Source organism: Pseudogracilibacillus amylolyticus (SeqCode), from assembly GCF_051918545.1.
GTDB lineage: Bacteria > Bacillota > Bacilli > Bacillales > Amphibacillaceae > Pseudogracilibacillus.
Genome location: NZ_JBPPZG010000032.1, coordinates 12,878 through 27,637 on the forward strand (window position 1 = coordinate 12,878; position 14,760 = coordinate 27,637).

The window sequence follows — 14,760 nt, forward strand, 5'->3', positions numbered from 1 at the left end:
CCAATAAAAACCAATAGTTTTATGTTTTCGCAAAGATATTTGCCTTTAAAGCTGGCTTTCCCTCGCCCTGTGGGACTGAGATCTTTTGAAATTTTGCATAGTTTACTTTTACACCATCATCTAAATCCAGTTCAATTTGTTGATGAGCCATATGAGCAATGACTTGATCATAACTTTGGCATTCAAGAATTTGCTTTTCAATTTTTTCTTTCGTTTTTCTTGCTCTTGTTTTTTCTGCCTGTGAAACATCTGACTCCATTGTTAAGTTCAACCGACTGATTTCATCATCATACTTTTTAACTTGTGGATGCAAGTACTGGGTGCGTACTCGTGATAAGAGATCGGATTTGTAACGATGTAAATAAACTAATGCCTTAAACCCATCTTGACGACCGCTATCAATGAGCCAATAAATCGGGCGCTTCTGGTATGTTCTAACATGGTCTTTATAAAATTCTTTTAGAAAATATCTTCTGATACGTTCTCTTGCAGTCTCGTTTCGTTTTCTCGTCAAAGTATCGGCAATGAACTCCAAGTTATCTTCTATATGTTCTTCACCAAAAATAAGTTTAACTAATTTGATAACCCGACCGACAATATCGTCTTCAAAGTACATTTCATCGGTGATCGGGATAATATTGTCTTTATCTGGTTTAAAAGTCTCATAGTTATTTAAATCAAATTCTCCACCAGCAAAAATAAGACCTTCTTCATCTAAACTGTAGCGACCGAACATGATGCCGACGAGATAGGAAAGAAAAGATTTAACATCACGTTCTTGATCTGCTCTATTCACCGTAACATCTTTATCCTTGACATCAGGTGTCAACTCATTTTGTAATCCGTAAAGGTCGATGAAGATACGGTTTAATTCTTCTTCATTAGCTTTTAATGTATTAAAACGATGCTCCGCTTCTTGTTCCCAATTTTTATATGCATCCTCCAGTTTCGTAGCATCTTGTTTGAACTCAAGAAACGGATGCTTCTTAAAATCCCAGGAGGTTTCGAACGAATCCCAGTCGGATTTGGAGAGGGAGATGTTTTGATCAACCACGTGTATTATGTTTTTTTCCTGCATTATAAAAGGTAACGATTTTATAGTTCCAGATTCATAATTAATAGTTGAACTTAGTAATTTAATTAGATGATTTGCAACATTAGAATTTAAAAAACCTAGAAATAGTTCAATATTTAATTTAGATTCATTAAAAAGGGAGATTCCAGCCACATCAAATAAAGCACCAGAAGGACTATATCTTACAGAAAAATTACTAGTAGTTACTTTGGACCAAGAAATTCCTTCTTTAAAGTAATTTGATTGGTTTCTTAAAAAACATCTTCCCTCTTTTTTTATTGCTTCTCCATCGTTCTCCCAGTTAACAATGTGTTCTAAGTTTCCGTACCATTTTCTAAAAATACCTCCTTTAATGTATGGAAACCATTTTTTTTTAGAGCTTACAGCATCTTCGGTACTTTTTGCATTTAAATATAAATTCTCTTTATTGACTTCAAACCACATTCTTAAAAACGAGTCATTTTTACCAGTTGTCATTCCATTCCCACCATTGAGGAAATCCAAGATTTTTTTATTATTTTCAAATAAGTTAATTACATTTTGACTTGCCCAATAAGCAATCGGGATCCCCGGAATTTTTCTGAATTCATCTTGTTTTTTGTAATAATAACAATCGGGATTAAAGAAATTCTTTGATTTTTTATTAGTATCATTTTCCCCTACTAACCTTATAAACGTACTAACAAAATTTGGGATCACTTTCTTTCTCATAACAAATGAAGTTGTTTGAACTACTTCACCGCCGATTTCGGCAAATGCTCTTGTACCTAAATGAGCCATCGAATAGATTTGGTGATTTCTCAACGTATGTTTTCGCAATTTTTCATAGGAAGATAAGAACATCCAAGCATGTTGATTAATCATTCCGAGAAATCCATGATCTTTTACAAAACGGCTTGCTACTTCCATAAATACTGCAAATAAATCTGCACTTGCATCTTTATAATATTTTCTAACATACTTTACTAATTCCGGGTTCATCCCTTTTCTTCCCATATACGGTGGGTTCGTAACAACGATATCGTATTTCTTCTGCAGTAACTCTGCTTGATCAATTAAACGCTCAATAATAGGGAGGGAGTACTCGATAAATTCAAGTGCAAATAAATCTGTGTGATCTTGCTCTTTTAATTCTGTAGCTCGTACCCTTAATCGACTAAGCTCTATTTCTGGCACTTCAATAATCGATCCATATAATTTTGCATCTTTAAAAATTTCTACTATCGTTTCAACATCATCACGGACCGATTCATCGTCTCCAATAAATAAATCCATATCTTCCGTTGTTATTTCATTACTTTCGGTAATGGCAAGTACATTAGATTTAACAGGTGTATCAAACATTCGTGAATTATATTGACGACCTTTCATTATGAGTGCAAAATAGGCAAGCTGTGTAGCACGTTTATCGATCTCTAGTCCATATAAATTATTTTCTAAAATAAGTTTTGGTATATCACGATCCCGATATCCTTGTGATAAGTAAATTTCGTATAAGACTTCAAATGCATAGACGAGGATATGCCCGGAACCCATACAAGGGTCTAAAAAGGTAATTGTTTCGGGATCGATGTTTTTATTTGTAATTCTTTCTAATTCTTTTATAACTTCTTTAGGTTGCTTAGCACTTTCCAAATAATAAGGTAACTTTTCTTGTAACTCACCATCATTGTGAGAATCCACCCATAGGCGTCCAAGTGAATTGTCCACCATATACTGGACGATCCATCTAGGTGTAAACAACTGTGTTGCGGCAGGGACATTTTCTTTACTAATTTTTATGTTTTTTCTCAAGTCGGCAAAAACGTCATCTTTTTTCTCCGCATTGTAATATTGATAAAGCCAACCGATAATTTCAACTTCCCTTGTCCAATCTTTTTCTTTAATTATTGTAATTAAATCATGAATAACTGACTTTTCGGCAAACAAATAATCAGGAAGAAGGAGTTCGGTATATCCGGTAATTTCCTCGAATACAAGTGGCATCATTTTCCCAAGCTGATTACATTGTTGGATGAGAATGTATTTAAATAGAGAATTATTATCACTTTCATCCTGTAATTCGTATATGTAATTTTTATCAAGGTCCAATTCGTCGATAAGTAAGTCCACTTCTGTTAAGGCATCTGGTTCGGTTTTACCTGCTTCAAGAGAAGAAAACATTCTAATTCCAGTAGGTAAAAAGTCGTTTACTTCCATAAAGCGAATGGCAATGAAGCGGTTGAACCATGTATAGGCAACTTCATCAATTACATGTTCAAAACTTGTTTGATTAATTTTTTTAATTAAATGGTCTCGCTGCTCCATTTCTTGCTTGCGAAAAAAATGATTATTTATTCGAAACCCATCTTCGAATACTTCGGGTTCTTGGGTTTCGGTTTCCGTGATTCCAAGTTCAAAAGCCCGTTGTTTTACCGCTGCAAGAAGTTTTTTGCGAGCTGTTGTGGCAAACTTTTTAATAGCCCCTTTATCCAATTGTAATTCCTCCTATATGTAGAGGGGTAGACAAACGTCTACCCAAAGCCGTTATACCAAATTTATTGTCGTATTTTCATCAAGTTCTTCGATCAACTTCTTACGTAAATCATCCAAAAATAAATCAATGTCCGTTTCAGAGTGAAAGGAGTGTGTTCCTTTAATCATTTGATTTTTGCTTAATGTTTTTGTTTTTCTTTTTGGTGCTACATAGTTATCTTTATCATCCTTAGTCTGAGTGGGTGCTTTTTTCCGTTCTTGCTCTTCCATAAACTGATCGATTATTTCCATACAACGTACTTTTAGTCGGTCACTTTCTGCTTCCATTGCAATTGCTTCAGAAATATTTTGAACAGTGTCAAGTCGTTCTTCTAGTCTGTAGAACTGTGCTTTGAATGTACCCGCAAATTTCCGTGTTAATTGTTCATCGGTTTTTAACTCATTTTGGATAAATTCACTATCACGACGAATGGCTGCTTTTACTGGTTCACATTCAGCTTCAATAATTTCCATAAACAATTCATCAAATTGTTGAGATAGAGCTGGTAATTTTTTAATTTGTCCATAAGGTGATGCATGTTTAACGATTTTCTGTATAGTTGAGTAAATTTCCTCAAGCGCTGCGTCAGTGATGAATGTATGATTCCTCTCATAAATTAAGATTCTTTTATGTGCATCGTCAAAAATAGATCGCTGATGTTTAAAGAAATGATATATTTCTTTTGAGCCCTCAGCAAAATCACGTAAATCATGACGATATTCACGGACTTTATTGTAAAAGGTAGTCGTGTCTTGAATGTTTACAATCTCACTCATCAATTTTTGACCATCTTTTAAAATGTTTTCGCCAGGATAATAGCGATGATGACGATAGTTGAGTAATAAATCTTTTATCTTTTCCAGTTCTAATTGCAGATACTCTTTAAATTTTGATTGTAGATTATCTTCATCTGTCGGAAGTGATGCGATATTAAATAAGTCAGTACTTAGATCACGAACATTTTTTATTAATATCGGAGAGATCCGTTCACGCTTTTTCACAATCACTCGTTCAACATATTGCCGTTTTGTTATGTAATCAATAAACTGAGGATCGCTGAGTCGCAAATCAGCACTGTTAAGTTGTAATTTGATCTCCTGCTCTTTAAACAACTCAATTATTAATGATTTAATGTCAAGTTCAAGCCAGCCGAATGGCTTTTGTTCAAAATGGGTTGTAACACTTTTTATCGTCATCGCCTGATTGCGATCAGAGAGCCTAGTAATATAATGATTCATTTCATTCCGCGCTAACTTATTTTCTTCTATTGTTTCCATACTCATCTGATCTGACGATAGAAGGGCTTCTAAGTCTGTCGGTTTCTGGATAAATGTCTCGATATAATCAATTTTGTGATATTCTGTTTTCACGAGAATATGGAATGCATCATTGATTCGATCAATTGGATTTTTTTTCACAATGTCAAGCTGCTGTGACTTCACGAAAATTTCCGCATCTTTTAACGCAGCCTTTAAATAAGTTGTTACACGCTCTTTCCGTTCATTGGATTCTCTTGTTTTCTTCATTTTAATGTCTTCAATCGTTTGAGAAATTGCTGTTCCACTATTCATCCGTAAATATGCATCTATTTTAAGGGCGGATTCCATTTCGTCTAGATAATCCGTCGTTTGTGGTAATTTAACAATGACGTTATTTTCTCTCATGGACATCATTTTAAGTTCCGCATCATTATAGTCAAGATGAACATCTGCATAAGCGGTAAGCACCCTAATACCAATATCATGTGATTGCGTTCCGATTGGACGGTCATCGATTATCGTATTAAACGAAAAATCGTACTGCTTGGAATAACGATATTTTTTGTCGGGATAAATCTCACTAAAAATTTTCTCACCAATTTTTTCAATGACATTTCCTGAATCAATGTGTATGTTTTTAATTTCTTGGTTTACATCTTGTTCATCATTCGTTAAAAACGCATATTCATCTCCATGTTTTTCTATTAATGTTTGATCGATAAGACGAACAAGTGATTTTTCGATTTTTTCTTTTAATACTAGTTTATCTGTATCGATATGGTCGATGAGTAATGTTGCAATATGTTCAAGAGTAGCTGGGATTTCTTTAACATATTTAATTAAAAATAATAGTTTTAACACGTTAATATCAAAGGCTTCTAGATGTTTGTTTTTGCCTGCTCGGATAATTACCGTTCGAATGCTTGAATCTAAAAATTGCTCAATTGTTTCGTAAAAAGAAGAGAAGGGGACAAGTGTACCTACTTCCTTATCGGAAAAAGCAATGGCCGACTCTTGGAATGCACTAAGTAGGGATCTTTCTCCTTCCGCTAAATGTTTCCCGGATGCCCCGTGAATTCTTACCGCCGTAAAGACATTTTGCAGTAAATTAAATTGATATGGAACGAATGGATATACATCAATAAAGTCTGTCTGATTGGTAAATTGCTTCATTTCGACTTTGCTATCAGGAAAAGTTAGGATGCTTTGTAGTACAAATTGTTTTTCGCGGTATACTTCTCCCAATATGTCCGCGCCCGCTTTATTTTTTGCTAAAATTCGTTTTTTGATTACTTCATCGACATAGGCGCTTGAGAGACTTAGTTTTGTATCGAAGCGGCCTTGAATTTTTGAAAAATCACTTCCTTTAACTGTTAGTACGGAATCAATATCTTCTTGACTCGTAACAGCGATCCACGCTTTACCTTTACATTGACGTCCAAGTTCATGAACGATTGTTTGTAAATTGAGCATTGCACGAGAGTCATCACCAATATACTGACCGACTTCATCAATTAAAAAAACGACATGGTGGTTTGGATGTTCCTGATTATCAATATATTCTTTTACGCGTAAAGCGAAACGTTCGATACTGATAGAATATTCTTGTTCCGTTCGTTCAAACCAATTTCGTGCAGCTTCTTCACTCATTTGTGTTGTTTCTGTCAAAGCTTTTATTATTGCATCCTCTTCATAATAAAAATCTTCCCGTGCATCTTCCCAAGTGTTTCCGGAATGGTCGTTAAATGCATTTTTAAATGCTTCATATGTACCGTCTTGCTGCATTTTCCGTTCCATTTCAGCAATCCATGGAATAGCACCACAAAATCCTTGCATTTCATTAAAAACTTTGTTTAATACGATGACAATAGAGTCTTGTCCAGCCATGGAATCAGATTCGCTTTTTGCATCGATATCAAATAGAATAACGTCCGACGGGGTATTACCTGCATGTCTTAAGTTATCTAGAATTTGTTGATCCGAAATTTTATTTTCAAAGTATTCAATTGCATATTTTCCGGATATATTTCTATTCTCTATTAAATAGGATAAGATTTTAAGAAAATGTGATTTACCGGATCCAAAGAAACCTGAAATCCATACACCTATTTTATCAGTTGATTCAGTTAGACCTCGTCTGTAAGCAGCAAAAAATTGGCCAATATGTTTATGTAATTCTTCTGTGACAACATATTCTTCTAGTTCTTGCTTGATATTTTGATCATCGTCTTGGCCAACTTTTATAACTCCTTTTATTTCACGGTCAATTTGACGATCAAACATATTTTTAATTTGCATTTTTCTTCCCCCTGTTAAACATCTAATCAATTAGTCTAAAGGCACGATAATAATTCCCATCCGAAATTTCACTAAATAACTGTAAGTCCTGTCCACTATATTTTCCCGGGTAAAACATAATTACCGGTTGGTCATCAACTGCACGGTGAATATTATTTAAGATGACGTGTGAACGAATAATCGGGAAAACTTCACCGACTCCTGTGATGAAAAGAATATCATGGTTTTTAGCTTGATTTCTTATGTGGTTAATAACTAGATCATTTTCAAGTGTTAGTCTTAACGATTTTCTCGTTGCGTTTAATACAAAATTACTGCTACGTTTTTGTTCCATCGTAAAATTTTTCTCTAAGTAACCTTTGTCCTCCAATATTTGAAGGACGATTTTAAATAAGTTACATTCAATGATAGAAAGGGATTGATGTTTTTCACTTATTTCTTTTTTGATGTAAGGGATATGTTTTCGGACAGTCATTTCGTCTTTAGGATCATAATCAAATATATGATAGCCAACTTCTTTACCTAACCCTTTACTTTCCTTAAAACTTGGATCAGTTATTTTGGGAATGATTTCAATTAATCTGTCATAAATAGTTCGCATTAGTTACCTCCTCCTAGCACAACGTGGATAAAAGGTGTATTTTCTATTTGTTTGATATGTTCAATAACAGCAGGATCGATGATTGGAATAACGATTGTGTGATGTTGCTTTTCTTGTTCTAGAATCCCTGCTTCAAAAAGAACTCGTTTATACACCTGTTTTAATTTATAGATAGTGTAAGCTTTCCAAGAAGCAACGATTTCACTTTGCGTCCTTTTTGTTTCGAAATAAGTTTCTAGATCAGAATCTTTTAAAAGTTGGTTACGAATGAGAATTTTTTCGTAGACGACTTCATGAATAAATTCATAAAATAATCGGTCCGTTTTCATGATAGAGTATAGGACAATTGCTTTACTTGTTTCGACTGAATTATGTAGAATTTGTTTTAATAAAAATTCATCAAGTATGTGGAGACGTTTTTGAATTACTGCTGCAACTTCTTTTCTTCTCGTTAAATTATTTATTTGCAGGATGTTTTCTTCTGTTACTTTTTTACGAATTTCATAATCGTTAAACCCTTCTAAAATAAGTTTTGCAAGCTTTTTCGTTTCGAAGTAAAAAAAGGGTCTAGATTTAATTGTAGATCGATATCGCCAGTTTTTTGTCAAAATAATCCATCTCCATGGTCCATTATAGTACTTACTAGTTTATCATATTTATGTTTTTATCTGAAAAAATTTATTGTGTAACAAACATATAAAGAGATAGAATGACATGAAAATGTAAATGTTTCCAAAAAAGAATGTAAAATATGTTGACTTATGCAAAATAAGGTAATATAATAGTCACAACGACTTAGGGGAAAGTCGTAATCATATCAGATCAAGGGCTTCGTAGGGTTATTATGATAAGGCATGAAGCCGTGGCGTTGGGGATCGCCTAGCTCCGCTTATATGTGGAGTTCCCCATTTTATTAAGAAACCAAAGACTACTAGTTTAGTCTTTTTTTTATAGATTTTTTGAATTTACTAAATAAAAAATATGAAAAAAGGATGATAGCTGTGCAATATTCAATCGGGTTAGATATTGGAATTACATCTGTTGGTTGGGCAGTTATTAATGAAGACAAAAACAGAATAGAAGCAATGAATGTACGTATGTTTGATGCTGCTGAAAATCCGAAAGACGGTTCTTCACTTGCAACGCCGAGACGAGAAGCAAGGTCTAGTAGGAGGACGATACGAAGAAGACGGTATCGAGTCAGTAGAATCAGACATTTTTTTATTGAAAAAGGATTGCTGTCAAGAGTAGAAGTCGAGAAATTGTACGACTGGCAGGATGGGGATATTGATTTATGGATTTTGCGAGTAAATGGTATTGAGCGCAAACTAACAGACCGCGAATTTGCTAGAATTTTAATTCACTATGCGAAAAATCGTGGATTTAAGTCGAATCGCAAGAGTGAAACAAAAGATGAAAAGAGCGAGGGCGGTGCTTTACTACAGGCAGTAAAAGCAAATGCAGATTTAATGAGAGAAAAAGGCTACCGTACTGTGGCAGAAATGCTTTGTATGGATGAAAAGTTTGAAGGAAGGAAACGAAATAAAGGTGGGGATTACTCACATGTGATTGCCCGAAGTGAAATTGAAGAAGAAATTCGTCTCGTATTTAAAACGCAACGTGAATTAGGACAACCTTTTGCCACTCAAGAGAATGAGGAGGAGTATTTGCGTATTTGGTCTTCCCAACGACCATTTTCCACTGCAGATGATATATTCAAAAAGATTGGAAATTGCACGTTTGAAAGAGGGGAGAAGCGGGCCCCCAAATTTTCTTATACATTTGAGAGATTCCGAGCCTTAGATAAATTAAATCGGTTGAAAATTATTTCTAGTAACGCACCACAGCGGTCATTAACTTCTGAGGAACAAATCGCCGCATTGAATTTAATGTTGGATAAAAAAGAAGTGAAATATAGCCAGTTAAGAAAAGCATTGAAGCTTCAAGAGGATGAACGTTTTAATGAATTATTTTATGATTTTAGTAAGACAAATGCACAGAATGAAAACAGAGTTTTTTTATCTTTACAAGGAACTTATCAAATCAGGAAGATTATTGAAGCAGTAGAAGGTAAGACATTAATGCATTCTTATCGCCCGATTGATTACGATACGATTGCTTATGCAGTGACGGTCTATAAAGATGATCAAGATGCTAGAGCCTATTTGCAAAATGAATATGTTAGCGGCAATGGTAGAAAGATTAGAAATCTAGCAAATAGAGCGTATGATGATAAATTGATAGAAGAGCTGCTTTATTTGGACTTTTCTCAATTTGGACATTTATCGTTGAAAGCGCTGAATCGTATATTACCTTTTGTAGAAGAGGGATATCAATATAATAAAGCTTGTGAAAAGGCGGGATACAATTTTAACCAACGGGTTGGAAACGAGAAGAAGAAGTTACTTCCAGTTATTCCAGCCGATGAGATTGCTAATCCAGTTGTTATTCGTGCATTATCACAAACAAGAAAAGTAGTTAATAGCATTATAAAGAGATATGGATCACCATCAGCTATATACATAGAATTGGCTCGGGAGATGGGAAGACCTTATCGTGAGCGTCGCGAGATTGAAAATCTGTTCTCAAAAAATAGAACAGTTAATGATCAAGCACGAAAGCATATTCGAGAACTTCATCCTGAGATGAGTAATCCACGAGGACACGACATATTAAAATATAAATTATGGCAAGAACAAGATGGAAAATGTGCGTATTCATTGAAAGAGATTCCAATGGAAAGATTGTTTTCAACCGGATATGCAGAAGTTGACCATATTATCCCGTATAGCAGAAGTTTTGATGATAGTAATAATAATAAAGTTTTAGTACTTGCACGAGAAAACCAAAATAAACAAAACCGTACTCCTTTCGAATGGTTTGGGCCTGATGATACTAGATGGAACGAATATATTTCTTATGTAAATGCACTTAAAGTGAGCAGAAAGAAAAAGAATTTATTACTGAAAGAAAACTTTGATGGAGAACAGGAAGAAGAATTTAAGGCGCGACATTTGAATGATACAAGATATATTACTCGATTTTTAAAGAGTTTCATAGAAGATAATTTACAATTCCGAAAAATAGAAAGTAGAAGGCAATACGTCTATTCAGTGAATGGTGCATATACTTCATTGATGAGGAAGCGCTGGGGTTTTAATAAAAACAGAGCAGAGAATGATTTGCATCATGCAATAGATGCAGTAATCGTTGGGGTAAGTCATCCATTCCGACATCAAGTTAGCAATTATTTTAAACATAGGGAAGTTCATGTGGCAGAGCTTTTAAGAAGAGAAGGAGAGTATTTTCCAGAACCGTGGGAAGGGTTTAGACGCGAACTTGAGGCACGCTTAATACAAGACCCAAGTCAGTTGAAGCTTGCTTTAGAGAGTTTAGCCTTGGATAGTTATGATGAGGAATTTATGAATGAAGTAGAGCCGATTTTCGTGTCAAGAATGCCTAAACGTTCAGTGAAGGGACAGATTCATGCAGAAACTGTAAGGAGACACCGCGGGTATAATGAAAGAGGATTAATGAGGGTGGTTACGAAGACACGATTGGAAAATATTCCATTTGACAAGAAGACCGGGGACTTTGATATGTATGGGAAAGAATCTGACCCAGGTACGTATAATGCGATAAAAGAGCGCTATTTGGAATATGGGGGTAATGCTAGTAAGGCATTTGCTGAGCCATTATATAAACCAGCGAAAAATCCCGAAAATGCTCCGATTATACGAAGTGTGAAAATAGAGGATTATGTTAACCGTGCGATGCCATTAGGAGACAAGGCGGTCGCTGCAAATGCAAGTATAGTACGAACGGAAGTTTTCAGGCATAAGGAGACTGGTAAATATTATTTGGCTCCTGTTTATGTGAGTGATGTGTTGGCAGGGAGGATGCCGGAAAAATTTATAACCCAAAGGAAACCTTATGAAGAATGGGTGGATATAACAAACGATTTTGAATTCCTGTTTAGTCTGTATGCAAATGATGTAATTAAAATTAAAATGCCTAGAGAAAAGAAATCCAAAACAAATAATGGCGAAAGTGTCTCGTGGACGGAAGGGATGTTTTATTATACAGGCCCACACACTGCAACAGCACAAATAAAGTTTATTAATCATAAAAATAGTTTTAAGGATGCTGTCGGTTCTCAAGGATTAAAAATATTTGAAAAATACCAAGTTGATCCATTAGGAAACCTCTATAAAGTGAATAAGGAAAAGCGCCATGTCTTATAGGCATCTTGTAATACGGAAACCAGCAAAGTTGTCTACCAGTAATGAACAACTAGTCATTAAACAAGATGAAAAAGTGTCTATTCCGTTAGAAGATATTTGCACAATTACATTAGAGGATCCAGCAATCACAGTGACACATGCATTATTGAGTAAATGTACTGAATACCATGTAGAAATGATTGTTTGTGACAGAAAAAGAATGCCGAGTGGAATCGTTCAACCATTTCACAGGCATTCTAGACAACAATCGGTTTTAGAAATGCAAATGGGGCTTCATAAGCCTTTTAAAAAACGAATTTGGCAACAGATTGTGATCCGAAAAATAGAAAATCAAGCACGTTGTTTGGAATTACTACATTTTGGAGAAGAAGCAGAAAAGCTATATTCAATTAGTAGAAGTGTAGAGTCAGGGGATAGAACAAATAGAGAAGCTTATGCTGCAAAATTGTACTTTGAATTATTATTCGGTTTAGGCTTCCAACGACGGAAGGAGAATATATTTAATACTTCATTAAACTATGGATATAGTATTATTCGTTCTCTAGTCGCGCGTGCATTAGTACGTTACGGCTTTACACCGAGTATTGGGGTTTTTCACGATAGTAAATTAAATGCATTTAATTTAGCTGATGATTTTATTGAGGTATTGCGACCATTTGTTGATGTTGTGGTTAGGTATAATGTTGATGCAGAAACAGAATGGTCTACTGAAGTTAGAAAGCATCTTTTCGAAGTTTTAGAAATTGAAGCGGGTTGGAGCAATGAAAGATTATCTGTAACACATGGAGTTGATCGTATGGTTAGTAGCTATGTATCTGCATGCCGGCAGCGAGATGCAAAACTATTAATTTTACCTGAACTCGTAAATTTATCAGCTCATACGTATGAGTAGATACATGCGGATTATTGTTTTTTTCGACTTGCCGGTTACAACTTCAAAAGAAAGAAGAGAATATACCAGATTTAGAAAATTTTTATTGCAAGACGGCTATACGATGTTGCAGTTTTCAGTTTATAGCCGCATTTGCAATGGTCAAGATAATGTGCAAAAGCATTTGCGGCGTTTGAAAGAACATATTCCGCCAGTTGAAGGAGCAATCCGTTCTTTGGCAATTACAGAAAAACAATATGAAAAGATGGAAATTTTATTGGGAACGAAAACAATAGAAGAAGAATTAGGTACAAATAAAGTGGATTTCTTTTAACACACATTCTTAATATATTCGTTTGTACATTCTAGTTGTAGGGAAAGTGGATTCTAATATTATTTGAAACTTAAACAAAAGTATGTTTATCGCTTAGAAATGACTAATAATCATGCGGTAAAAAAGATATAAATGAAATAAATTATTAACAAGATAGAATATATAAGATATAAATAAATTAAAACAAAATCTTCACTTAATCACGTAGAGCTTCTACGTGATTTTTCGACTTGCTTTTTTAAAACTATTAATTATTTTGAAAGATTTTGAAAATAAAACTACTTATTTTTTACATATTCTACGAGAAAAATAATTTTTTTTAAAAAAGAAAACCCTTGAAACGGGGAAGTATCAAGGGTTTCCAAGGCATGTATCATATCACATCAAGGGTTGCAGGGGAATTATGACCTATCGTGGTGTCGTGCGATTCCTCTCACGATCATATCACATCAAGGGTTGCAGGGGAATTATGACGTGCCAAGGAAAGCAAGACACGCCGATTTGATCATATCACATCAAGGGTTGCAGGGGAATTATGACATGAATTTCACTTTTTAGCTAAAAATCCTGATCATATCACATCAAGGGTTGCAGGGGAATTATGACAAGCATTGTGGACTTACCATTCTTTCGTGCATCATATCACATCAAGGGTTGCAGGGGAATTATGACTTCTGACATCTTTTCTGTAGGCATTAAAATATCATATCACATCAAGGGTTGCAGGGGAATTATGACGTAATAATTTGGATAAAGGATCGTGCGTGGATCATATCACATCAAGGGTTGCAGGGGAATTATGACTCGGCGCGCAATCCGAGCTCTTCGTCGAAGATCATATCACATCAAGGGTTGCAGGGGAATTATGACAGATACTGTCGGCGGACATTATGAGGAATGATCATATCACATCAAGGGTTGCAGGGGAATTATGACCCGCCCGGAGAGTTTACGTAAAGGTTTAGGATCATATCACATCAAGGGTTGCAGGGGAATTATGACTAGAATACTCATCCGCATATTCTTCCGCATATCATATCACATCAAGGGTTGCAGGGGAATTATGACCGATTAATAGGCGTCCCCTCATCCGCATAGATCATATCACATCAAGGGTTGCAGGGGAATTATGACTGTCATCAGCATAACTTGAAGGCATAGCATATCATATCACATCAAGGGTTGCAGGGGAATTATGACTCTTTATGCTCTGTAGAGTCTAATAATGAGATCATATCACATCAAGGGTTGCAGGGGAATTATGACACCACCGCTCGCGTATTCGCGTCTACGATTATCATATCACATCAAGGGTTGCAGGGGAATTATGACACAAATAAATCGACCTCATCTTTCGTGTAAATCATATCACATCAAGGGTTGCAGGGGAATTATGACCAGCCACTGCATCTTTTGTCCTTCCTAAGTATCATATCACATCAAGGGTTGCAGGGGAATTATGACAGAAGATTGCGTTATTCCGTCCTTGTTCGGAAACAAGGGCTAACTGTTTATCTTTTTAAATACTTCTTTGCCTTCCTAGTATTCGCAAAATGCACTTTC

At 35.2% G+C, this 14,760-nt stretch carries 7 protein-coding genes and 1 CRISPR repeat array; of the genes, 3 read left to right on the top strand and 4 right to left on the bottom strand.

Annotated features, from left to right (window positions below; translation table 11 throughout):
* Window positions 1-19 precede the first annotated feature (19 nt).
* The 4 genes from pglX to ACPYKA_RS05735 are packed head-to-tail and all read right to left on the bottom strand — an operon-like array spanning window position 20 to window position 8,356.
* The gene (pglX, locus tag ACPYKA_RS05720) at window positions 20-3,550 is read right to left on the bottom strand and encodes a BREX-1 system adenine-specific DNA-methyltransferase PglX (protein ID WP_479541425.1); all 3,531 of its coding nucleotides are present in this window, start codon (window positions 3,548-3,550) and stop codon (window positions 20-22) included.
* A 51-nt stretch (window positions 3,551-3,601) separates the two neighbouring features.
* Complete coding sequence (gene brxC / locus ACPYKA_RS05725; RefSeq protein ID WP_479541426.1) at window positions 3,602-7,147, bottom strand: BREX system P-loop protein BrxC; 3,546 nt, start codon at window positions 7,145-7,147, stop codon at window positions 3,602-3,604.
* 22 nt (window positions 7,148-7,169) lie between these two features.
* The gene (locus ACPYKA_RS05730; protein ID WP_479541427.1) at window positions 7,170-7,748 is read right to left on the bottom strand and encodes a DUF1788 domain-containing protein; all 579 of its coding nucleotides are present in this window, start codon (window positions 7,746-7,748) and stop codon (window positions 7,170-7,172) included.
* The gene (locus ACPYKA_RS05735; RefSeq protein WP_479541428.1) at window positions 7,748-8,356 is read right to left on the bottom strand and encodes a DUF1819 family protein; all 609 of its coding nucleotides are present in this window, start codon (window positions 8,354-8,356) and stop codon (window positions 7,748-7,750) included. The genes ACPYKA_RS05730 and ACPYKA_RS05735 overlap by 1 nt, the downstream gene beginning before the upstream one ends.
* Window positions 8,357-8,749: 393 nt before the next feature.
* Between ACPYKA_RS05735 and cas9 the strand changes: the two genes are divergently transcribed.
* Genes cas9 through cas2 form a run of 3 tightly spaced genes read left to right on the top strand, consistent with a single transcriptional unit; the run spans window position 8,750 to window position 13,197 of the window.
* A complete protein-coding gene (gene cas9, locus ACPYKA_RS05740) occupies window positions 8,750-11,992 on the top strand; it encodes a type II CRISPR RNA-guided endonuclease Cas9 (RefSeq protein ID WP_479541429.1) in 3,243 nt (1,080 codons plus the stop codon).
* Window positions 11,982-12,884 carry a type II CRISPR-associated endonuclease Cas1 gene (gene cas1, locus ACPYKA_RS05745; protein WP_479541430.1) on the top strand — a complete coding sequence of 301 codons (903 nt, stop codon included), beginning with the start codon at window positions 11,982-11,984 and terminating at the stop codon, window positions 12,882-12,884. The genes cas9 and cas1 overlap by 11 nt, the downstream gene beginning before the upstream one ends.
* 4 nt (window positions 12,885-12,888) lie before the next feature.
* Window positions 12,889-13,197 (top strand): CRISPR-associated endonuclease Cas2, encoded by a 309-nt coding sequence (gene cas2 / locus ACPYKA_RS05750; RefSeq protein WP_479541431.1) that lies wholly within the window; start codon window positions 12,889-12,891, stop codon window positions 13,195-13,197.
* 372 nt (window positions 13,198-13,569) lie between these two features.
* Window positions 13,570-14,661: direct repeats of the CRISPR family, unit length 36 nt; unit sequence ATCATATCACATCAAGGGTTGCAGGGGAATTATGAC.
* Window positions 14,662-14,760 lie beyond the last annotated feature (99 nt).